This is a genomic window from Clostridium amylolyticum, assembly GCF_900142075.1.
Lineage (GTDB): Bacteria > Bacillota > Clostridia > Clostridiales > Clostridiaceae > Clostridium_AA > Clostridium_AA amylolyticum.
Map to the genome: position 1 here is coordinate 66,348 of NZ_FQZO01000001.1, position 23,671 is coordinate 90,018.

Here is a 23,671-nt window from a genome sequence, read left to right on the forward strand (position 1 = left end):
AACTTAATAATGACCTGATACTACATATATATTCTAAAAATATAATTCTGAGCTATATATTAAAAAATAATTTGCTGTTGACGAAGGGGATAATAACATTAGCAGGATAAATATTTATCCTGCTAATGTTATTATTTAATGTAACTATGATCTTCATCTATCCACTTAGTGAAATTTGAAAAGTGAGTTCTTTTTCTAATCCTGTTACTAGGTTCGGCATAACCGATGTAAACTACTCCAATAACAGCGTCCTTATCCTTAAGACCTAATATTTCTTTCATTTTAGGATGGTATACATAATTGCCAGTACCCCAAAAAGCACCCAATCCTTCATCAGTAGCAGTTAGTAGCATATTTTCTACACATGCATTAACTGCAGCTATTTCTTCTACAGGTATTACTTTATCATCCTCTGTAAGCTCACAAGCAACTATTATGTTCACTGGCGCTTTTAGTGGTAAATTTTTATAGGTTTCCATTCTTTTGTTTCTTTCTTCTTCCGCAGCCTCGGACATTATATCTTTAGCTATTTCCTCCATAACCTTAGAGAGAGGTAATCTTCCATCACCAGTGAGAACCCAGAATCTCCATGGCTCTGTAAGCCTTCTATTAGGAGCCCAGGTGCCAGCTTCTATAATGCGTTCTATTTTATCTTTAGATACTTCCATAGGTTGAAAGTTATAGGTGGTTGCTCTTTGTTTTATTATTTGCTTAAAATCCATTTCGTACTCCTTTCAATATATGATAACTATTATCATTTAATTATATTTTATTACAATAAAGGGTGAAATACTATAGGAGTAAATATTATAATACTATTTTATTTAATTATAGTGATTTGAATTTTTTGTAATTTAGTATATAATATTAATGGGATTATTATAAATTGAGTGAGGTGTGGGGGTCTTGAGTTCCTATATAAGTATAATATGCTTATTGATATCATTAATAAGTTTTGTTATAACCTTTGTATATCCTGATAGATGGTTTCAGTATAGAAAAGAAAAATTTAAGTGTATGAATTGGGATAAATATGTAAAGGAATATAAAAGTACCATGAAGTTTTTGCAAATTTATTGCTTAGTTATAGGGGTATTTTTATTAGTGGACAGCAGCTATGCTCCTATTTTAATACTTCCAGCTTTTTTTTCTATCTTTACACTTATAAATATAAAAAACAAATATTCAATTTGAATAACGGCTGTGTATAACATAGCTTTAATGCTTTATTTATTCTAGAAATTCACCTTAGGAGGTGATAGAGCATGAAAAAAAAGATACTATCTGGAATCTTATGCTTAATGTTTTTAGTAAGCGGATGTTCAGATAAGACCAAAAAAGAAAATAGTGACTTGGATAATAAACTAAAAGGTAATATAACCATATGGTCTACAGAAAAACACTATGCTTTTTTAAAAAGCTCTTCAGAAAAATTTCAAACTAAATATCCTGAAGTTAAAATTAACCTACAGCAAAAAACCACTGAAGAGGTTAATAATAATTTTTTAGAGGGATATTTAAAAGCTGAAGAAAAACCAGATGTTATAACTATAAAGAGCAATTTTATAAGTCTTTATTCTGAGGACAAAGAACTTTTTGAACCATTAAATAATATTATTAGCCCTTATGAAAAGAATTTCTATAAAGGTAGATTAGATGAGGTAAAAAAAGATAGTCAGTATGTTGCCTTTCCTATGGATAGTAATCCGGCGGCGCTTTTATACAGAAGAGATATTTTAGATGCTGCAGAAATATACCCTGAAGATATAAATACATGGAATAGATTTATAGAAGGAGGAGAAAAATTAAAAGCTTCTTTTAAAGGGCAAAAAAAGATGCTAGGTATTTCCTCTAAGAATTACAATGAAGTTGTTGCTTTATTGGCCAATGAGCTTTCTATGGAAACCTACTTTAAAGAGAGTAATATGACTTCTACTATAAGTAAATATGAGAAAATTTTAAATGTCCTTAAGAAACTCTCTGAAAGCTCTAACATTGCAATATTTCAGTCAGAAGAAGAACTGTTAAAATCTTTCACTGAAGGAAACATAGGATTTATAGTAGGATATCCAGAGTATATACCAAAGCTGGTAAGTGAAAAGCCCAACTATGGCATAAAGCAGCTTCCCTCTTTTGAGCCAGGGGGGAATAACAACGCACAACTTCCAGCTTACAACTTAGCTCTATTAAAAAACTCTGAAGATAAGGAAATTGCACAAAAGTTTGTTGAATTTACCCTTACAAATAGTGACGCTTTGGTAGAGTCTATGTTGAAATATGGAAATTTTCCCGCCTATATACCTACCTATAGTCATAGTGACTTTGATAATAAAATAGATTGTTTTTCTAAACAAAAAGTATATAGTATCTTTGAGATAAGTTATAAAAATAGTCCTAACATAAAATATAACTCATATACCAAAGACATAGAAGGCATTTTTTATAACAGTGTGGATAGCCTTTTAAAAGGTGAAAGAACAGAAATTGTTTTGAATAAATTGATGAAGGATATAAATGAATTAGCAATTAAAAGGCAGCCATAAATCTGCTGCTTTTAATTGCTAATTTTTTCATAAGCGCAATAAGTTTTTTCTGCCGTTGCCTTCCAAGAAAATTCTTTGCTTCTTTTTAAACCTTTATTTCTTAATACTTCTCTTAACTCTCTATTATTAAGGAGATTTATTAATGCTCTTGTTAATTCCTCTTCATTATGTGGATTTATAAGTATACCAGCATCTTGAACTACTTCTGGGATAGAGGTAGTATTTGATGTTATTACTGGAGTGCCACAGCTCATGGCTTCTAGTGGAGGCAATCCAAATCCCTCATAAAGTGAAGGGTAGATAAATGCTCTACAGGAATTATATAGTATAGGCAACATATTATCTTCTACAAAACCAATGAACTTTATATTAGTAAGGTGCATATCTATTACCTTTTTATATAAAATTTCTCCTTCATCCTTTAAAGAACCCACAATAACTAGTTCATGCTCTTCATTTAATTCTGAAAGAGAATTTTTGAAAGCATTAATTAGAGTCTCTACGTTTTTTCTAGCGCTAAATCCCCCTATATAAAGTATGAATGGCTTAGTAATAGAATATTTATTTTTAACCTTTAACATACACTCATCTTTATTTAAAGGTGTAAATATACTGTCTGCAGCTAAGGGAGTGACAAATATGTTATCGGGTGATAATTGAGGGAAAAATTTTAGGATATCTTTTTTTGAGTATTCAGAAACTGTTATTATTCCATCACTAAGTTCAACTATTTCGGGCATAGTCTTTAAAAAGTTTTTTAAATATCCTTTACCAACGGTTTCAGGAAGAGTATATGGAATTAAGTCATGAATAGTACAAACTTTCTTACAGGGAATGTTTAAGTTCATACCCATACCGTTTTGGGGAATATGATAAATATCCACTGAATCCTTGTTTAAATTATTAGGGAAATAATTATATTCAAAGAATTTCCTATGTTTCTTTGAAGTCATTATTATCTTAGTATTCTCTTGCTCATAAAGCTTATAATTTTCTCCATACCAATAAATATTATAAAAACTGGAAGTGTTCATATCTAATATATTTTTCAAGACGTTTTGAGTATAGGTACCTATTCCTGTTCCCTTATATAAATTTATTCCTCTTGCATCTATGGCAATTTTCATATAATCCTCTCCTAGCTTATTGGGTTATATTACTATAAATATTAATGAGCATAGGTATTTGTGAATAATAATCACAGCTCTAGTGAAATATTCATATACTAAAAAAGAAGTAATAACATGGAGTACAAAATAGTTATGGAATCTATAGACAAATATGTTCAAGATAACTACGGTATTAAAGTAACTCAAGAAGAAAAAATAAAAAATGTTTATAAAATAAGGTCTGGCAATAGATTTTACTGTTTGAAAATCATTAAATATGAGTTTCAACATTTTAATTTTATAGTATCTGCTATAGAACACTTAATAAATAAAGGATTTAATAAGATTCCTCCTATAATTACCACATTAAAAGGAGAAAAATATATACCTATTAATAAAAATTATGCCTATTTAACCTCTTGGGTAAATGCTAGAGAAAGTAATTATGATAATCCATATGATTTATATCTTGCGATTATAACACTGGCAGAACTTCATAAATGCAGTGAGGGGTTTACTTTAAACAAAAATATGAAACCTAGAGTTGGATGGTTTAGATGGATAAGTAATTTTGAAACAAGAACTAATGAGATATTGGATTTTAAAAATAGGATAAGCCAAAAAGCAAAAAAAAGTGAATTTGATGTGATTTATCTTTCTTTGATGGATAAAGAATTAAAAATTGCAGAGAGTGCCATAAATAATCTTAAAAATTCAAACTATCTAAGTGTTATGAATAAAGAATTCTTTAAAAGAGGGTTTTGTCATCATGATTTTGCCCATCACAATGTGCTTATAGATAGCCATAGTAATGTCAGTGTTATTGATTTTGATTATTGTATTTTAGATTCTTATTTACATGATTTAAGCAGCTTAATGCTTAGAAGCATGAAAAATGGCAAATGGGAATTAGAAAAGGCTAAGTTTATATTAAATAATTACTCTAATATAAAGGATATTGAAGATGAACATATCCCTTTAATGGCAGCTTTCATGGAGTTTCCTCAAGATTATTGGCAAGTAGGGTTACAGTATTATTGGGAACAACAAAACTGGGAAGAAAAATTTTTTATTAGTAAACTTAAAAAGATAAAGGAAGATTTAGAGGATAAAGAAGATTTTATAAATGAATTTAAATTATATAAATTAAATGGAGGGTAAGCAATGCAGAAGAATAAACCTTGTGTTTTTAAAGAGCACATATTAAGTAAAGGTATAAAAGTTATAGAAGGAGATTTTAAAGATAATGATTATTCTTGGAAGTTAGATGATAATAAGGCTTCTGAGCATTTAAAAATAATGGTAGAGTTGCAGAAAGCCATAGCAGGTTATACGGGAGTTGTGGGAAGCAGGCTTCCCAATTGTATTGGAGAGCAAATTGAAGAAAGCAAGGTTCAAGTGAGAAGGCTAAAGAGAGATATTAATAATCTAAAAAATTACGGTGCTATGAATAAGTTTGAGGAAATACTCTTGGATAAGGGAGAATATTTCTTGGAAAGAGCAGAAGGAGCTATATCTATAGCTAGGGACTCAAGGTATATCGATAGAATTTATCGAAGTATGAGGGCTAATGAAATTTGTATTGGCAATGTTACACCGGGAAATATAGGTAAAAAAGAACAACTTTTTATTATAGATATTTCACGTTGTTCCTATAATTTATTAGAATTTGATGCAATTTCTTTTTTTAGTAAAGCAAAGAGAAAAGGATGCAGTGTTAATTTTAGAAAACTTTCAAAAGAATATATAGATGAGCACAGCTTAGAAGAAAAAAGCGAAGAATTTATAATTGCTATGATAAATTATCCTTATGAGTTTATGAAATCCTGTAGCAGATATAGAAGTTTAAAGAAAAATTGGACAGAAGAGGAGTATGCTAAAAATTTAATGGAAGCGATGTTAAAAGATGGTGTAGAGATCTAAGAAAGGAGGTTTTTTAATGGATGGTAAATACCCTGATAAAAGGATTCTGTGTTCTTATGATCTAGACATAAAACTTTTTCATGAGTTTAATTTAGAAGTTTTAGATCTAATACCATTAAGGAGTGTCTTCGTACTTAATACAGATAAAGGGAAAAAAATACTTAAGAAAATAGATTATCCTATTAGTAGACTTAACTTTATTTTAAAAGCTTTAGAATATATATCATTTAAATTTAATAGGGTTATAACTTTTGAAAAAAGTATAAAAGGAGAAAACCATGTAATATGGGGAGATTGTGTATATATAGTGTTAAATGTTTTAAATGGAAGAGAGTGCGAGATATCAAATCCCGTGGATGTGATTATCTCTTCTCAAGGATTAAGGGAACTGCATGAAGCATCTTATGGTATTCAAGAGTTTTTCATGAAAGATGATAAAGAAATTGATTACAATGAAGAACTAGGAAGGTTTCCAATAGTTTTAAGGGATAGTTTGGAACTTCTTAAGAATATTAAATCTCAAGTAACTAGTTATAAGTATAAAAATAGTATAGATAGCATTTTTTTAAATGAGGTAGATTGTTTTACTAAGGAGATTGAAGAATGCATTTCTATGATAGAAAACAGCAATTATGAAAGGTTATGTGAAGATAAGCGTTTAATAGCACTTTGTCACAATGATCTTGCCCATCATAATATTTTAATAGAAGAAGAAAAAGCATTCTTCTTAGATTTTGATTATGCTTCTATAGATTTAAGAATAAAAGATTTAAGCAATTTTATTGAAAAGTCTATTAAAGGATTTGATTATGATATAGAAATTGCAAAAAATATAATAAAAAATTATACGCTTAACCAAAAAATGTCTAAGGATGAATATGAAATCATGTACATTATGCTGAAATTTCCTCATGACTTTGTATCCATATGTAAAAACTACTATCTTAAACAAAAGGATTGGGAAGAAAAAGTGTTTCTAGAAAGATTTATAAAGAAAGCCTCCTACAAAAATGATAAGAAATTATTTTTAAAGGATTATAAAAATAATTTCTTGAAGTAATACCTTGCTTTTAGCTAGGTATTACTTTTTTTAAAAAAATTTACAATGTAATAAAAAGGGTATAAGGAGCCCTTATACCCAAAATAATTAATTTTAAATAGTATCATTTAATTATGCTGCTATAAGCTGAGAGAGTAGATAAAGCTGTTTTGTTCCAATTAAATTCGAAAGACCTCTCTAGGCCTTTATTAATAAGTTCTCTTTGAAGATCACTATCTTCTATTAATCTTACCAAAGCTTGGTACAATTCATCTATATCCTGTGGGTTTATTAATAGAGCACTATCACCTAATACCTCTGGTAAAGAGGTGGTATTTGAAGATATTACAGGAGTACCACAAGCCATGCATTCTAGAGGAGGAAGTCCAAAGCCTTCATAGAAAGAGGGATAAGCTAGACATAAGGCTGCATTATACATTATAGGCATATGATTTAAGGGGATAAAGCCTGGAAACAGTACAGAGGATTCAATTCCTAGTTCAATAGTTCTGTTTATATATATATCGTAAGACTTACCATGCTTACCTGTTATAACAAGTTTTAAGTTATCATGTTTTTTATTAATTAATTCTGAGAAAGCTTCAATTAATCCTATGATGTTTTTCCTAGGAGAGAACCCCCCTACGTAAAGTATAAAGTCTTCTTTTACACCATAATACTCTTCTATTATCTTCTTGCAATACTTTTTATCCATTGGTCTATAGATATCCTCAGCTGCTAAATGAGTAACATATATTTTTTCCATAGGATAGTTGAATTCTTTAGAGATATCTCTTTGAGAATATGCAGAAACTGTTATTATCCCGTCGCAGCTATTAACTATACCTTCCATTTCATCATTAAATATTTTCAAATATCTATCTCCTACTGTATCTGGAAGTTTTAGTGGTATAATATCATGTAATGTTATAACTTTATGGCAAATGAGATCTTTAGGTAAACCTACTCCGTTTTGAGGCACATGGTAAATATCCATATCTACATTGTTAATTATATTTGGAATATTCATTTTATCCCAAAAACTATTATTACTATTAGCATTTATATTTGAAATAGAAAAGTTTTTTTTAAAAGGTATTATTTTATCTGAATTATCAGGTTCTAATATTAAGTAATTATTAATGGGATCTATGGTATTTAAACTATTAATAAGCTGGTAAGTATAAGTACCGATGCCTGTTCCTCTATACCAATGTGCAGCTCTGCCATCTATGCCTATTTTCATATCCTAGGTCCTTTCAACATGTTTATATTTTATTATATTAATCATAGTAAAAAGTGTTAATAAATAGGAATATATACACATATAAATTATATAGGAGGTGGTTAAGATGATGAGAGAGTTTGAAATAGAAAGACAATTTAATATTAAAATAGAGTCTATAAAGCCTAATAAGGGTGTATATCATCTTAAGACAAATAAGGGTGAGAAATGCTTGAAAAAAATAAACTATGGAGCTCAAAAGCTGTTATTTGTTTATGGAGCAAAGGAGCACCTCATAAACAATGGATTTAATAAGATAGACAAATACGATTTAAACATTGATGGAGAACCCTATGCCATAGTAAACGAAGATTTATATACATTATCTCAATGGATACCTGGCAGAGAATGTGACTTTTATAATATGGAAGAAGTGGTTCTAGCATCAAAAAATTTAGCTATGTTACATATAGCTTCTATAGGATATGAACCACCGGAAAATAGCAAATTAAAAAGTGACTTAGGAAGATGGCCTCATTTAATGGAAAAGCGTATTAAAGCTTTGGATAAAATGAGGGATATGATTAGGAAAAGAACTAATAAAACTGAATTTGATCTAAATTATATAAGGACTATGCAGTTTTACAAAGACCTTGGAAAGAAGGCAATAGATGTCCTTAATGATTCAGATTATTACAGAATTTGTGAAGAAACAGAAAAAGATAAAAGCTTTTGTCACCATGATTATACTTATCATAATATTATAATAGACGAGGAAAACAGTATTAACGTTATTGATTTTGATTATTCAAAGAGGGAAGTACGAGTATTTGATATATCTAATTTTATGATAAAGGTATTAAAGAGAAATAGTTGGAACTTCGAATTTGCTAAAGGGATAATAGAGGGTTACTGCTCAGTAAATGATTTGCTAAATGAGGAATACAGGGTATTATATTCATTTTTATTATTTCCACAACGATTTTGGAGACTAGCTAATAGGTATTATTATAATGAAGTAAACTGGGGACAAAACACTTTTAATAAGAAGATAGAAAGCCTTATAGAAGAACAGCAGGAGTATATGAGGTTTATAGATGAGTTTAAAGAATATTATCATCAAAAATAATATATCATTATTTATAAATACGCTTTTATTAAGATAAAGGCGTATTTTTATTTTGTAGCATTTAGGTATAAGCTTCATATTATATTAATGAAAAATAAGTTTAGGAGTACTACTGTGCAAATAGGCGATATCGTAGTTAGAAAATCTTATGGTAAGGATATAACTTTTAAAATAATAGATATAAAAGAAGATGACACAGAAAAAATATATATACTTAAAGGAATAAATATTAGAATTATAGCCGATTCAAAGGAAGTAGATTTAGAGACTGTTAGTAAAGAATATAGCGGAGAAACAGATAGAATATTCAATTCTAGGGTAAATGATGTAATTAAAAAAGTCATGGCAGGCAGGGTAGATTTAAAAAGGGTGCAAAAGAGCCCAAAGATCGTACCTACAAAAGAATTGGTCTTCGGAAGACCAGGAAAGATACTTCACATTGATGGAGATCAAAATTACTTAGAAGCATGCCTAAAAGCATATAAGCAGCTTTCCTTAGATGCCACGGGTTACGTTATTGCAGAAAAAGATCAGTCTTCTAAAGTTATAGACCTAGTGAAGATAGTTAAACCTGACATTGTAGTACTAACCGGTCACGATGGAATGATAAGGGATACAAAAGATTTTTTAGATTTAAACAATTATAGAAATTCAAAGCACTTTATAGAAGCTGTAAGCGCCCTAAGAAACTATAATTCTAGCTACGATGAACTAGTAATCTTTGCAGGAGCCTGCCAATCCTGCTATGAAAGAATACTAGATGCAGGTGCAAATTTCGCCAGCTCACCCAACCGAGTCTTAATCCACTGCTTGGATCCGGTATTTGTATGCGAAAAAGTAGCCTACACCAATATAGACAAAATAGTACCCATCACCGATGTACTAGAAAACACAATCACAGGTACAAAGGGGATAGGAGGACTAGAGACCAGAGGCAAATACAGACAGGGATACCCAAAATCACCCTATGTCAATTGAAAATTGCATTTTCAATTGAATTTAGAATTTAGAATTTAGAATTGAGGATAGTTTTTCTGGAAAAGCATCAGAAAAACTTACAATTTATTAAAAGATGAAACCAGGAAAATCTTGGGGGATTTTCTTGGTTTTTATTTCTATAAACCATAAATTTGTAGATAAGTAAGAGCTAAGAAGTAATAGTTGTGGTGAAAATTCAGCCTTGCTGAATTTTTTCAAAAACTCTTACTTTTTACTTCTTACTTATTACTTATTCTTTAAATTATAAATTTAGAAGGAATATCTTTGTTATTTAAGGAGATAATAGTCTATGTATTAACGTTTACAAAGTTAACAAAAAATTAACATTGACAAAATTGAAGTGAAAGTGATAAAATAGTAAGTTAATTTGACATTTTCATAGTTCTCATGTATAATGTATAATGAAGAGAAAGAGGGTGTTTAGCATGGAAAAAGTAAGAACCTTAGCCTCCATAAAAAATGATATTGAAAGGCATATAGGAGAGAAAGTTACTTTAAAGGCTAACGGAGGCAGGCGAAAAGTATACGTTAATGAAGGTGTGTTAGAAAGCGTATACCCTAGCATTTTTGTAATTCGTTTAGATAACGACACCCAAAGGACCGTGACATATAGTTATTCAGACGTGCTAACAAAGACAGTACAAATATCGTTCGGAAGTATTTAGTAGCCTGTTAACAAAACCGCATCTTTTTTAGATGCGGTTTTGTTTTTTTATAAAAAAAGAAAGATGGTGGGTTTCCATCTTTCAACTATGGTATAAAAGGGTATTGAGAATTTATGAGAGGTTATATGGTCAATAACCATAATTAATATTACGACATTAAATGATGTTTGTCAACAATTTTGAGAGAAGTTTTTTGAAAAAATTTAAATATATGCTATGTATTATAATAAAACGATTACAAATGAGATGAAAAAATAAAAGACTAAAATAAGGGATATTTTTCCTGTAGAAACAATTAATGAATTCATAATGTAAATTTTAAATTATTAATCATATTTTTATTGAAATTTGTATATAAATTATAGTAGGTATTTTATGGGAGGGATAGCATGTCGGATATAAATCTCGTTGGAGAGTCCATAGAATTTGAACAGCTTTTAAATGAAAATTTTATTGACACCATGGTAAGGGGAGAATATTTAATACCAGATACACATCCTGATGTAATGAAAATACTAATGATTGAGGCCAGACCATTCATAGTAAATACTGAGGTTATGCAGGATAAGGTTTATTTAGAAGGTCAGGTAGAATATAATATACTCTATTTTGCTAAAGAAGAAGACAAGTTAGCAGTGAACAGCATTTCCTATAATGATAAGTTTAACAGTCAGGTTGATATTGATGGAGCAGAACATAGAATGATATGTGAAGCAGACTGTGAAGTGGAACATATTAATGCTAGTATCATTAATGAGAGAAAAGTATCAGTGGATGGAATATTTAAAATTAAATGTACCCTTTATGAAAATAAGAGGATTGATATGGTGAAAGATATTGATTCTTCAGATGATGTACAGATGCAAAAGCAAAGCGCTTACATGGATAAGATTATTGGAAATATGAATACTGAGATAAATGGTAAGGCCACTGTTCAAGTTTCAGGGGAAAAGCCTGAATTAGGGAAGATATTGAATATTTACTCCATACTTCACAAAAAGGATATTAAAATAATGGAGGGGAGGATTCAATGTAGCACATTTTGTAAGATAAATGTGATGTATAAGGCTTCTGAAAGCGCTGACGTATGCATGTTAGAAGATGATATCTATGTTAGTGATGAATTTGATATGGAAAATGTCTCGCCAAATATGCATGCAATAAGCGAATTTTATGCTAATACTGCTGAATATAGCATTAGAGAAGATGAAACTGGAGAAAGAAGACTTTTAGATATTGAAGTCCCTATAAATGTCAATATTAAAGTGTTGGCTAAGGAAAATATAGATATTATTGAAGATGCTTATTCACCTAATATGACTATGGAACTTAATAAAGAAAAGCAAGAACTAGTGCTTATGCTAGGGGAAAACAATACAGAGACTATTGTTAAGGATAATATATACTTAGATTCCGAAGACTTAATGCCATCACAAATTTTAAATACCACTGGTAAAATATTTATACTGGATAAAAAAATAATTGAAAATAAGATATTGGTGGAAGGCGTTATAAGATGTGAAGTGATATATAGAGGAAATGACGAAAATAATAGTATTTCTGCTATTTCTGGAGAGCTTCCTTTTAACACATCTATAGAGATCGCTGGTATTAAAATCGATATGATGGCTAAACTTAAATCTTCTATAGAGAGTATTGATGCAGATATAGAAGCAAATACATTAGCAGTTAAGGCCGTTATTAATACTAGTTGTAGAGTCTACTATAAAAGCATTAGAGAGTTTCTTGTAGATGTAAAATGTACTGAGGATGAACAACCTAAGAAAAAGAGCAGCATAACCATTTATGTGGTTCAGCCAGGAGATAATATATGGAGTATTTCTAAAAAGTATTATATAACTCAAGAAGAACTAATTAAAATAAATGATATGGAGCCTAATGGTGAAATTAAGCCGGGAGAAAAGTTGCTTATCCCTGGAAGAGCAATTATGTAGGTGAAATTTTGATATTTTTAATAAACTCTATGATTTTTATCATAGAGTTTATTTTATTGGATAAAATAAGAGAAGTCTTAACTCTCAAATTGAATAATTAAAAAAACTGTGGATAAAATAAAAAATGCTATGCTAGGGAGTGGTATTTTGGTTGAAAATACAAAAAGAAACTTAATAATAATCGGAGGTGCCGAAGATAAAAAAGGAGGCAAAGAAATATTAAAAGAGGTTTGTTCTTCTATAGATATGAATAATGATAATTTGGTTATTGCTACCTTAGCAACAGAATCACCAATAGAAGCAGGGGATAAATATAAAAAAATATTTAGTTCCTTAGGAGTTAAAAATATAAAGACTTTAGATATAAATCATAGAAAACATGCTTTTTTACAAGAAAATGTTGAAATAATTAAAAATGCAGATTTGATATTTTTTACTGGAGGAGACCAACTTAGGATAACTAGTTTAATAGGGGGTACACCTGTAGGCAACGAGATGAGATATAGCTATGAAAGAGGATGTATTTATGTAGGTACATCAGCTGGAGCTTCAGTGGTAAGCGATATTATGATAGTAACGGGAGAGGATGAAGAATCTCCTAGAAAATGCACCCTTAAAATGTCCCCGGGGTTAGGTTTTATAAACCATGTAATAATTGATCAACATTTTGCTCAAAGAGGCAGAATAGGAAGAATACTTGCAGGGATAGCTCAGAACCCAGAAGTATTAGGCATAGGTATTGATGAAGATACAGCCATAGTAGTTAATGAGAAAGCGATGCTAAAAGTAATAGGTTCTGGTGCAGTTTATGTTATTGATGGGTGGAATATAACTCACACTAACGTTTCAGAACAGTATCAAGATGAAATATTATCTATATTCAATGTTAAAATGCATGTACTAATAAAAGGAAATGTTTTTGACCTTAACAAAAGAGAGCCTATGGAGGAGGAAAATAAAAAATGAAAATTCTAGATTATAGAATTTATGAGGGAAGAAATATTTATTCTCACAGAAAATGTGTAAAGCTTACATTAGATTTAGAAGGATATAAAGATATATCTAGTAATATGATTCCTAATTTTAATTATAATATATTAAAACTTCTTCCAGAGCTTAAGGAGCATCATTGCGGTATTTATAAAGAAGGTGGCTTTGTTATAAGGCTTAATGAAGGAACTTACCTTGCTCATATTTGCGAACATGTAATAATTGCACTCCATAATAGGCTTAACATGGATGTTAGTTTCGGTAAAGCCCGGGAGATTAAAGGTGATATATATTATGTAATCTTTCAATATTATTATAAGAATACTGCCTTAGCTATAGCCAATTTTGCTGTGGATATAGTAAATTCTTTGGTGGCACAAAACCCCATAGAGTTTAAATCTAGACTAGAGCATATTAAGCAAATAATGAATAACGAGGCTATGGGACCTAGTACTGAAGCAATTTGCAAGGCTGCGGAAAAAAGAGGTATACCAATTCTTTCAGTAGGAGATAGTGGGTTATATCAGTTAGGCTATGGGAAAAAAGGTAGGATTATTGAAGCTTCCATTTCTCCATTTACTTCTTGTATAGGAGCTGATATTTCCTGTGATAAGCTTTTAACTAAAATCATATTAAAACAGCAATGTATACCTGTACCCAATGGATATAAGGTTAATAATAGCATTGAATTAATACAATTAGCAGAGGATATTGGTTATCCTGTGGTTTTAAAGCCTCAGTTTGGAAGTAAAGGAAATGGGGTAATGATAAACATAAAAAAGAAAGTAGAGCTTATAAAAAAATACACTATTTTGAAAAATGATTTTAAAGATATAATAATTGAAAAGTATTACAGAGGAAATGATTATAGGGTGTGTGTAGTAGACTATAAGGTTTCTGCAGTTTCTAGAAGAATTCCACCATATATAATCGGAGACGGAAAAAGTACAATAAAAGAGCTTATAACAAGATTAAATGAAGATGAACTTCGAGGGGAAGATCATGAAAAACCACTAACCAAAATTAAAATAGATGATTCGTTAATAGATTGTTTAAGTAAAAATAACTATAATCTTACCAGTATAATAAAAAGTAAAGAAAAGTTAATTTTGCGCAATAATGCAAACCTATCTACAGGTGGTATGGCGATAGATTGCACTGAAGAAATATGTGAAGAAAATATTGAAACTTGTGTGAGAGCTGCTAAGGCTTTAGGGTTAGATATTTGTGGAATAGATATATGTTGTGATGATATTTCAGTACCTCTTAGTGAGCAGGAGGGTGTTATTATTGAAGTAAATGCAGCACCAGGCATAAGGATGCATCATTATCCAACAGTAGGAAAAGAAAGAAATGTAGCTGGAGACATAGTAGATATGATATTTAAAAATTCTAAGGAAAATATACCCTTGGTATCAGTAACTGGAACCAATGGAAAAACTACCACTACAAGGCTTATATATCACACGCTTTCTATTATGGGGTATACTGTAGGAATGACCACTACTGGTGGTATATATATAGGTAAAAAATGCATAGATAAAGGAGATACTACTGGGGTAGAAAGTGCCAAAACAGTATTGTTTAATAAGGATGTAGAGGTAGCGGTGTTGGAAACGGCAAGAGGAGGAATCATTAGAAATGGTCTTGCTTACGACATGGCAGATGTAGGCATTATAACCAATATAACTGCAGATCATCTAGGAATAGATGATATTAATTCCTTAGAAGAGCTGGCTTATGTAAAGTCTTTAGTGGTGGAAGCTGTAAAAGATAATGGTTATGCTGTACTAAATTCTGAGGATTATTGGAGTATGCAAATGATAAATAGAGTAAAAAGCAATAAGATATTCTTTGGAAAAGACAGAGAAAATAATTATTTACTTAAAAATTTAAATGATGGAGGCTATGGTATTTATCTTAAAGATAATATCATCTGCGTAGAGAAAGACGATAAGGTTTATAAGATATGTAGTGTTGATGAAATTCCAATAACACTAAAAGGCAGGCTGAAACATAATATTGAAAATGCTATGGCAGCTTGTGGAGCACTGGTAGGATTAGAAGTAGATTACTGTATGATTAGAAAGGGATTAATGAGCTTTAGGGGAAATGAAGAGGATAATCCAGGTAGATTCAATATCCATGATTTTAACAATTATACAGTAGTACTAGATTATGGCCATAATATAGAAGGTTATAAAGCAGTACTATCTTCCATAAAAGAAATTCCGCATAATAGGCTTATAGGTATAATAGGCATACCAGGAGATAGACTTAATGATGATGTTTATGAAGTAGGTAGAATAAGCAGCGAATATTTAGATTATATATATATTAAAGAAGATGAAGATAAGAGAGGAAGAAAAAAAGGAGAAATTGCAAATTTATTAGAAAAAGGAATTTTGCAGAATAATTATAAAAGTAATAGATGTGAAATAGTATTAGATGAAGTAGAAGCGCTAAATAAAGCTATGGTAAAAGCTTTGCCAGGAGACTTAATAATAATATTTTTTGAAAACTATGATAGGGTGATAAAATTTATTAAGAATAATAAAATTGCTTTAAATAAGGAAAACATAATTTAAAATTTTAATAGAACTGGACTTAAAGTCCAGTTTTATTCTTTACATTTCTTATAATGTTGTTAATAATAAATAATGATAATATTTTTAAGGTGGTGATTATATGATGGCTAAGGCTTATGCAAAGATAAACATTGCCCTAGACGTAGTTGGGAAAAGAGAAGATGGATATCATCTTTTAAAGATGATAATGCAACAGATAGATTTATATGATGTAATAACTGTGGAAAAACAAGGAGAAGGCATCTCTATGAGCTGCAACAAAAAGTATGTTCCCTTAGATAAAAAGAATCTAGCATATAAAGCAGCAGAATTATTTTTAAATAAGTATTCTATTCATAGCGGTGTAAAAATAAATATTGAAAAAAATATTCCTGTATCTGCTGGATTGGCAGGTGGCAGTACGGATGCTGCAACGGTTCTGATTTTATTAAATAAAATATTTAACGTTAAAGCTACTGAGAAAGAGCTGATGGATTTAGGACTGCAATTAGGTGCAGATGTACCTTATTGTATTACTGGAGGCACTGCATTATGCGAAAATATAGGTGAGGTGATAACTAAATTAAAACCTTTTAAAAATCATATTTTAGTAGTAGCTAAACCTAATTTTGGCATTTCTACTAAGGAGGTTTATAGACACCTAGACATATCTAAAATATACAAACATCCTAGAGTAGATGAAATAATTAAGTATATGGAAAAAGATGACTTGAAATCTGTGTGTTCAAATATGAAAAATGTTTTAGAAAATGTTACTTTGAGAAAACATAATGAACTTATAAAAATAAAAGAAAAGATTATGGATATGAATGCTTTAGGGGTATTGATGAGCGGAAGTGGTCCAACTATATTTGCTTTTTATGAAGACATGCTTTTAGCTCAAAGATGCTACGAAAAGCTAAAAATGGAATACAATGAAGTTTTTATTACTAGAACATTATAATTTTAAAAAATAAATGAATAAACCTCAAGATATTGGCAATAATTGCTAATAACGGGGGTTGATTAAATGAAAAAAATATTTTCGATAATTTTATGTTTTACCTTTACTATAGTATTTTGTGGGTGTTCAAACATAAATAATGCAAATGATAGGGACAAGCTAATAAAAGGTATCAGTGGAAAAATAATAAGATTTCATGTACTAGCAAACAGCGACAGCTCCAAGGATCAAGCTTTAAAACAAAAAGTTAAAGATGAGATTATAAAATATATTATTCCAAAATTAAAAGAGTCAAAAAGCATAGATGAAACAAGGAACATTTTAAAGGAAAATGATGAAGATATAGTTAAAGTTGCTTTAAGGGTTATTAAAAGTGAAGGGTTTAACTATAGTGTAAAATCTCAATTATCAAAGGAAAATTTTCCATTAAAAAGATATGGAACCGTAGTGTTACCTCAAGGGGAATATGAAGCTTATAGAATAATCATTGGTGAGGGTAATGGACAGAATTGGTGGTGTGTCATGTTTCCGCCATTATGCTTTATTGATGTAACCAAAGGTGAGATTGCGGAAGAAGAAACGGAAGAACAAATGAAAAAACATCTGTCTAAAGAAGAGTATGATACTCTTAAAGAAGAAAGTAAAGATACTGAAATTGGTAAGAAATCTCAAAGTAAAGCTAACAATAAATCAAGTAGTTCCGATAATAAAAAGGTCAGTGAAAGCAAAAATAAACAAAATACGCCTAGGCCTTCTATTAAAGACAAATTATTAAAAATAATAAATCCAGAGGATAATAAACAAAATGTCTCTAAGGATTCCTATTCAGAAACTCAAAAAACTATTAATAAAGTGGAGAAACCTAGTGCATCAAAAGAATGTAAAGATGAAATAAAATTAGAGTTTAAAATAGTGGAAGTTTTTAAGAAGATATTTCAGTAATTCCTAGTTCTAAATTAATTTCCTTGCATTATTTTGAAAATATCAATAAACTATAATCTGGAGATAAATTGTTTTGAAAAATGGAGGAAAATAATGACTAGAGCATTAGCGATGATATCTGGAGGATTAGATAGTATTTTAGCTGCAAAGTTAATTAAAGATCAAGGAATAGAAGTTATTGGAATATGTTTTAAATCATATTTTTTTAGTGAGAGTAATGCTGTGAGGATGTGTAAACAAATAGATATTCCTCTTGAAGTGATAGATTTTTCTAAAGAACATTTTGAAATGGTAAAGAAGCCTAAGCATGGTTATGGAAAAAATTTAAATCCTTGTATTGATTGCCATGCTATGATGATGAAATATAGCGGGGAGTTATTAAGGACTTTTAATGCAGATTTTATAATTACTGGAGAAGTTCTAAATCAAAGGCCTATGTCCCAAAATAAAAGATCTTTAGAAGTGGTTAAAAAGGAATCGGGTTTTTCTGATAAAATATTAAGACCTCTTTGCGCTAAAAATTTGGACCCTACACCCATGGAAGTTCAAGGACTTGTAGATAGAGAAAAAATGATGGATATTTCAGGAAGAAGTAGATCTGTACAGATGGAGTTAGCTGCAAATTGGAACATAGTAGACTATCCTTCTCCAGCAGGGGGGTGCAAGCTTACAGAACCAAATTTTTCAGAGCGATTGAAAGACTTACTTTTGTATAAGGAAAATATAACTCCCGAAGATATCAAGCTTTTAAGCTTTGGTAGGCATTTTAGGATTAATAATTCAATAAAAATAATAGTTGCAAGAACAAAAGAAGATGCGGAAGGTATTAAAAAACTTTTAAATAGTGATAATATAATAATGTTTCCTTCTTCTCATAGTGGGGCCATGGTAGTTATAGATGGTACATTTAATGAAGCGGATTTAGAAATTGCAGCATCCATTGCTGCCAGGTATTCTAAGGGAAAAAATGAAAACAGTGTTATAATAAAGTATGGAAGATATAGACATCCTCTTAAAAGTATAATAGAAGTTAAGCCTATAGAAGATAGTGAGATGAATAGTTTTACAATAAATGATTAGAAAGGATGTTAACATGAAAAAGAAAGCGATCATATCTATATCTAGCAATCAAGAAGTAGATAAGGATGATTTAATAGAAGTGATTACTCCAGGAGAGTTTTATCATGACGTAAACGGATTTCATGCATCTTATGATGAGACTGAAATTTCTGGTATGGAAGGTACGAGAACAAGACTTCTTATTCAACAGGATAAGTTTATGCTGGAAAGAGAAGGCACCACTTCCACACAAATGGAATTTAAAAAGAACAACGAGTCCTTGAGCCTTTATAATACGCCTTATGGTATGTTAGAGCTAAAAATACATACAAAAGATCTCAAGGTAGACGTGGATGAAAATGGTGGAGAGATATTTGTAAATTATAATTTAAGTATAGGTGGACAACAACCTCAAACTACAGAGCTTAGAATTAAAATAAAAGCATAAAAATATTAAATCCTCACTCTTTTACTTTAGAGTGAGGATTTATATTTATGATAAAAACATATAAAGTAAATATGTCTAAAATAATTATATACTGACAATAATTTAGATATCAAGTGATTCTTAGCTTCAGATGGAGTTTGCTTAAAAGGAAGACTTACTCCGGCTGAAGGTTAGAAGAACTTATCCAGGAGCTTAGTGCCACTTATCCCGCCGCTTGAAGAAGCAGGGGTATTAGGGGCGGTTAGCTATCGGATAAAATATTACTGGAGGTATTAGGCGTGCTCACTGATAATGAAAATAGATATATAGAAATAATAGAATTTATATGTTCATATAATCAGATATCAAAAGAACAGTTAATCACTCTTTTAAAATATAGAGACAATAAATATTTGTTGTTTTTAATATTTAAAAAATACAGATGTACGGATAAAAATGTTATTTTAAAGATACTAAATTTAAAGAGTAAACAATCAATTAATTTAAATTTTAAGAAAGCTGAAGAAAGATTTTTTATAAATAAAGAATTTAGAGAAAAGTATTTTACCATAGAAGAAAAGATAAGCACAATTATATAAAATTCATAGACACAATTATATAAAATTCATAGACACAATAATATTAATATAAACCTACAACAAATAAAAAATACCTATAAAAATATATATAGGTAATAAAACATACTAGACTTGAAGTATAGAAATGTGGTATGATGAACTGTATTTAAAAAAATTAATATTAACCCATTATATTTTATGGGGTAATATTAATTATAATATCTCTTATTCATAATGTCAAATAAATTTTTAACTATTTTACAAAATAATAAAGGAGGACTTAAATAATGAAAACAAAGTATATATTTGTAACTGGTGGGGTTGTATCTTCTTTAGGTAAGGGGATTACTGCGGCATCATTAGGAAGACTTTTAAAAAATAGAGGGTTAAAGGTATCAATTCAGAAATTCGATCCTTATCTTAACGTAGATCCAGGAACTATGAGTCCTTATCAACATGGAGAGGTGTTTGTAACAGATGACGGAGCTGAAACGGATTTAGACTTAGGGCATTATGAAAGATTTATAGATGAAAATCTAACTAAGAATAACAACGTTACTACAGGAAAAATATATTGGTCAGTTATAACTAAAGAAAGAAAAGGTGAATATCTTGGAGGTACTGTGCAGGTAATTCCTCACATAACTAATGAAATTAAAAAAAGAGTTTATACAACAGCAAAAGAAAAACAAGTAGATGTAGTTATTACTGAGATTGGAGGAACTGTAGGAGATATTGAATCTTTACCTTTTTTAGAAGCCATAAGACAAATAAAGTATGAGGTAGGCATAGAAAATGTATGTTTTATTCATGTTACTTTAGTGCCTTTTCTTGGCAAGGCTGGGGAGTTAAAAACTAAGCCAACTCAGCATTCTGTTAAAGAATTAAGAAGTATAGGCATCCAGCCTGATATTATAGTATGTAGATCTGAAAAAGCATTAAGTCAAGAGTTGAAGGATAAAATAGGGTTGTTTTGTAATATAGAAGGTAGGTCTGTTATTCAGAACCTAGATGCAGAAAATCTCTATGAGATTCCTTTACTGCTTCATAAAGAAGGATTGGATAATATAGCATGTGAAAAGTTAGGTATGAAATGTAATGATATTGATAACTCAGAGTGGGAACAAATGGTGAAGAACATAAAGGGTTTACATAGAAATATAACTATAGCTTTAGTGGGTAAATATGTAGAACTTCATGATGCATATATATCTATAGTAGAAGCTTTAAATCATGGTGGTTTTGCTAATGGGGTTAATGTCGATATAAGTTGGATAGATTCTACTAAGGTTAATAATAAAAATGCAGAGGAACTCTTTAAAAGTGTAGATGGAATTCTTGTTCCGGGGGGATTCGGAGATAGAGGAATAGAGGGGAAAATAGAAGCGATAAAATATGCCAGAGAAAATAAAGTTCCTTTTCTTGGTATATGCCTTGGGATGCAATGCGCTGTAATAGAGTTTGCAAGAAATGTTTTAAATTTACAAGGAGCTCATAGTTCGGAAATAAATCCAAATACAAACTATCCGGTTATTGATCTTATGCCTGAACAGAAGGATATAGATGAAATGGGAGGAACTATGAGACTGGGACTTTTCCCCTGTAAATTAGAAGAAAACTCTAAGGCTTATAACTCCTATGGTGAAGAAATTATATATGAGAGACATAGACATAGATATGAATTTAATAATGAATATAGAAAAATTATTTCTGATAAAGGTATGGCGTTAACAGGAGTAAGTCCTGATGAGCGATTAGTAGAAATTGTGGAGATAAAGGATCATCCATGGTTTGTTGCCGTGCAGTTTCACCCTGAATTAAAGTCTAGACCAAATAAGGCACATCCGCTTTTTAGAGATTTTGTAGAGAGGTGTATAAATAGAGGAAGTAAATAAGTAAAAAAATAAAAAATGTTTTTTAGAAGGATTTTAATTAACTTTGTAGAATTAAGTAAAGATATAGTTATTAATACTATTTATAATGATAAGCAGTTTCCTTTAAACTGTTATAATTATTTTATTTTGGTTAATAATTAAAATAGAATTAAGGCCTCTCTTTAAACCTATTTTAAATCCCTATATACTATGTGTCCGCTTTAGTATTTTATTATGGAGGTGATATTTTGAATTTAGATAATATTCAAGATATGACATTGTTAGAATTAAAAGATGTTGCAAAAAATTTGGGGTTAAAAAATATTTCAAAGCTAAAGAAAAGTGAGTTACAGGAGGAAATAAAAAAACATATTCCTAAAACTGTAGAAATAGCTGGTGTTAAGCTTACTGAAAAGATTTCTCCCAAAATACAAGTAAAGCCTCAGGAAGAAGTTAAGGAATCCTCAAATAATGTAGAGGCTATACAGCAAAATGGTGAGGAGAAGAAAGAAAAGCTTAAAGAAATGATTAATGATTCGGAAAAAGCTCGTGGAGTTTTAGAAATCCAAGAAAATAATAACTTTGGATTTTTAAGATGTAAAAACTACCTAAGTGGTGATGGCGATGTGTATGTTTCTCCTTCTCAAATTAGAAGATTCAATCTTCAAACAGGGGATGAGGTGGAAGGCAAAGTTAGACTACCCAAAGAAGGAGAAAAGTTTAAGGCTCTTTTATATGTTGAAATGGTAAATGGCGAGCATCCTGAAAAGGCAGTGAGAAGAAAGCCTTTCGAATATCTTACACCAATTTATCCACAAGAAAGATTAAGATTAGAAACAAACAATGAAAAAGATCTCTCTTCAAGGCTTATGGACATAATATGTCCTATAGGAAAAGGGCAAAGAGGTATAATAGTTGCTCCTCCTAAAGCAGGGAAAACTACACTTCTAAAAAAGATAGCTCAAAACATATCGCACAATTATCCCGATATAAAACTTATTGTTCTTCTTATAGATGAAAGACCAGAGGAAGTTACAGATATGAAAAGGTCTATTAATGGAGAAGTAATATATTCTACCTTTGATGAAGAACCACAAAATCATATTAAGGTTGCTCAAATGGTGCTGGAAAGAGCAAAAAGAGTAGTAGAGATGGGTCAAGATGTTGTAATATTATTAGATAGTATTACTAGACTTTCTAGAGCATATAATCTTACCATTACACCTACGGGAAGAACTCTATCAGGAGGGCTGGATCCCGGTGCATTAGTGATGCCTAAAAAGTTCTTTGGAGCCGCTAGAAATATTGAAGAAGGTGGAAGTTTAACTATATTAGCTACAGCTTTAGTGGAAACTGGCAGTAGGATGGATGACATGATATTTGAAGAGTTTAAAGGTACAGGAAATATGGAAGTGCACTTAGATAGAAAGCTTCAAGAAAGAAGAATATTCCCAGCTATAGATATTTACAAATCAGGTACAAGAAAAGAAGATCTTCTTTTAAGAGATGATGAAAAAGAAGTAGCTTTCGGTATTAGAAAAATCATGTACAGGGATGGAAATATTGATACTATTACAGAAAACTTAATTAATATGCTTTCAAAAACTAATAGTAATAAAGAATTTATTAATGTATTCCAAAAAAACAACTTATAAAAAATAAAACAAGCTCTCAAAGAGCTTG

General features: G+C 30.2%; 20 protein-coding genes and 1 pseudogene. 18 read left to right on the top strand and 3 right to left on the bottom strand.

Annotated features, from left to right (window positions below; translation table 11 throughout):
- Positions 1–131: 131 nt before the first annotated feature.
- On the bottom strand, positions 132–722 hold the full coding sequence (locus tag BUA82_RS00335; protein ID WP_073003751.1) for a nitroreductase family protein: 591 nt from the start codon (positions 720–722) through the stop codon (positions 132–134).
- Positions 723–906: 184 nt separating this feature from the next.
- On the opposite strand from BUA82_RS00335, the gene BUA82_RS00340 reads away from it, so the two are divergent.
- Both BUA82_RS00340 and BUA82_RS00345 read left to right on the top strand, forming a co-directional pair.
- Entirely contained in the window at positions 907–1,194 is a 288-nt protein-coding gene (locus BUA82_RS00340) for a hypothetical protein (RefSeq protein WP_073003752.1), read from the top strand.
- 71 nt (positions 1,195–1,265) lie between these two features.
- Entirely contained in the window at positions 1,266–2,543 is a 1,278-nt protein-coding gene (locus tag BUA82_RS00345; protein ID WP_073003753.1) for an ABC transporter substrate-binding protein, read from the top strand.
- 11 nt (positions 2,544–2,554) lie between these two features.
- On the opposite strand, the gene BUA82_RS00350 is transcribed toward BUA82_RS00345, so the two are convergent.
- Positions 2,555–3,670, bottom strand: coding sequence for a glycosyltransferase family 4 protein (locus tag BUA82_RS00350; RefSeq protein WP_073003754.1), 1,116 nt, complete (start codon positions 3,668–3,670; stop codon positions 2,555–2,557).
- 117 nt (positions 3,671–3,787) lie between these two features.
- Here BUA82_RS00350 and BUA82_RS00355 point away from each other — a divergent pair, with 117 nt between their 5' ends.
- The 3 genes from BUA82_RS00355 to BUA82_RS00365 are packed head-to-tail and all read left to right on the top strand — an operon-like array spanning position 3,788 to position 6,635.
- Complete coding sequence (locus BUA82_RS00355) at positions 3,788–4,813, top strand: CotS family spore coat protein (protein WP_073003755.1); 1,026 nt, start codon at positions 3,788–3,790, stop codon at positions 4,811–4,813.
- A gap of 3 nt (positions 4,814–4,816) precedes the next feature.
- Positions 4,817–5,575 carry a hypothetical protein gene (locus tag BUA82_RS00360; protein WP_073003756.1) on the top strand — a complete coding sequence of 253 codons (759 nt, stop codon included), beginning with the start codon at positions 4,817–4,819 and terminating at the stop codon, positions 5,573–5,575.
- Positions 5,576–5,591: 16 nt separating this feature from the next.
- Positions 5,592–6,635, top strand: a complete 1,044-nt coding sequence (locus BUA82_RS00365) for a CotS family spore coat protein (RefSeq protein WP_073003757.1) — start codon at positions 5,592–5,594, stop codon at positions 6,633–6,635.
- 103 nt (positions 6,636–6,738) lie between these two features.
- Here the strand turns inward: BUA82_RS00365 and BUA82_RS00370 are convergent, their stop codons facing one another.
- Positions 6,739–7,860, bottom strand: a complete 1,122-nt coding sequence (locus BUA82_RS00370) for a glycosyltransferase family 4 protein (RefSeq protein ID WP_073003758.1) — start codon at positions 7,858–7,860, stop codon at positions 6,739–6,741.
- Between the two features lie 106 nt (positions 7,861–7,966).
- Between BUA82_RS00370 and BUA82_RS00375 the strand changes: the two genes are divergently transcribed.
- The 13 genes and pseudogenes from BUA82_RS00375 (at position 7,967) to rho (ending at position 23,643) form a co-directional block, all read left to right on the top strand.
- The gene (locus BUA82_RS00375; RefSeq protein WP_073003759.1) at positions 7,967–8,968 is read left to right on the top strand and encodes a CotS family spore coat protein; all 1,002 of its coding nucleotides are present in this window, start codon (positions 7,967–7,969) and stop codon (positions 8,966–8,968) included.
- 114 nt (positions 8,969–9,082) lie between these two features.
- Positions 9,083–9,946 carry a sporulation peptidase YabG gene (gene yabG / locus BUA82_RS00380; protein WP_073003760.1) on the top strand — a complete coding sequence of 288 codons (864 nt, stop codon included), beginning with the start codon at positions 9,083–9,085 and terminating at the stop codon, positions 9,944–9,946.
- Positions 9,947–10,392: 446 nt separating this feature from the next.
- A complete protein-coding gene (locus tag BUA82_RS00385; protein WP_073003761.1) occupies positions 10,393–10,632 on the top strand; it encodes a Veg family protein in 240 nt (79 codons plus the stop codon).
- A 389-nt stretch (positions 10,633–11,021) separates the two neighbouring features.
- The gene (locus tag BUA82_RS00390) at positions 11,022–12,587 is read left to right on the top strand and encodes a DUF3794 and LysM peptidoglycan-binding domain-containing protein (protein WP_073003762.1); all 1,566 of its coding nucleotides are present in this window, start codon (positions 11,022–11,024) and stop codon (positions 12,585–12,587) included.
- Between the two features lie 147 nt (positions 12,588–12,734).
- A complete protein-coding gene (locus tag BUA82_RS00395; protein ID WP_242948904.1) occupies positions 12,735–13,553 on the top strand; it encodes a cyanophycinase in 819 nt (272 codons plus the stop codon).
- Complete coding sequence (cphA, locus tag BUA82_RS00400; protein WP_073003763.1) at positions 13,550–16,165, top strand: cyanophycin synthetase; 2,616 nt, start codon at positions 13,550–13,552, stop codon at positions 16,163–16,165. The genes BUA82_RS00395 and cphA overlap by 4 nt, the downstream gene beginning before the upstream one ends.
- Before the next feature lie 100 nt (positions 16,166–16,265).
- The gene (gene ispE, locus BUA82_RS00405; RefSeq protein WP_073003764.1) at positions 16,266–17,108 is read left to right on the top strand and encodes a 4-(cytidine 5'-diphospho)-2-C-methyl-D-erythritol kinase; all 843 of its coding nucleotides are present in this window, start codon (positions 16,266–16,268) and stop codon (positions 17,106–17,108) included.
- A 66-nt stretch (positions 17,109–17,174) separates the two neighbouring features.
- Positions 17,175–17,765, top strand: a pseudogene (gene spoIIR / locus BUA82_RS20920) (stage II sporulation protein R); the annotation flags it as partial.
- 378 nt (positions 17,766–18,143) lie between these two features.
- Positions 18,144–19,130, top strand: coding sequence for a DUF814 domain-containing protein (locus BUA82_RS00415; protein WP_073003766.1), 987 nt, complete (start codon positions 18,144–18,146; stop codon positions 19,128–19,130).
- Between the two features lie 13 nt (positions 19,131–19,143).
- Positions 19,144–19,557 carry a YwiB family protein gene (locus tag BUA82_RS00420; RefSeq protein ID WP_073003767.1) on the top strand — a complete coding sequence of 138 codons (414 nt, stop codon included), beginning with the start codon at positions 19,144–19,146 and terminating at the stop codon, positions 19,555–19,557.
- 278 nt (positions 19,558–19,835) lie between these two features.
- Positions 19,836–20,135: a hypothetical protein gene (locus BUA82_RS00425; RefSeq protein WP_073003768.1), complete on the top strand. Its 300-nt coding sequence runs from the start codon at positions 19,836–19,838 to the stop codon at positions 20,133–20,135.
- Between the two features lie 266 nt (positions 20,136–20,401).
- Entirely contained in the window at positions 20,402–22,009 is a 1,608-nt protein-coding gene (locus tag BUA82_RS00430; RefSeq protein WP_073003769.1) for a CTP synthase, read from the top strand.
- A gap of 251 nt (positions 22,010–22,260) precedes the next feature.
- Positions 22,261–23,643, top strand: a complete 1,383-nt coding sequence (rho, locus tag BUA82_RS00435; protein WP_242948915.1) for a transcription termination factor Rho — start codon at positions 22,261–22,263, stop codon at positions 23,641–23,643.
- The last annotated feature ends 28 nt before the right edge of the window (positions 23,644–23,671 follow it).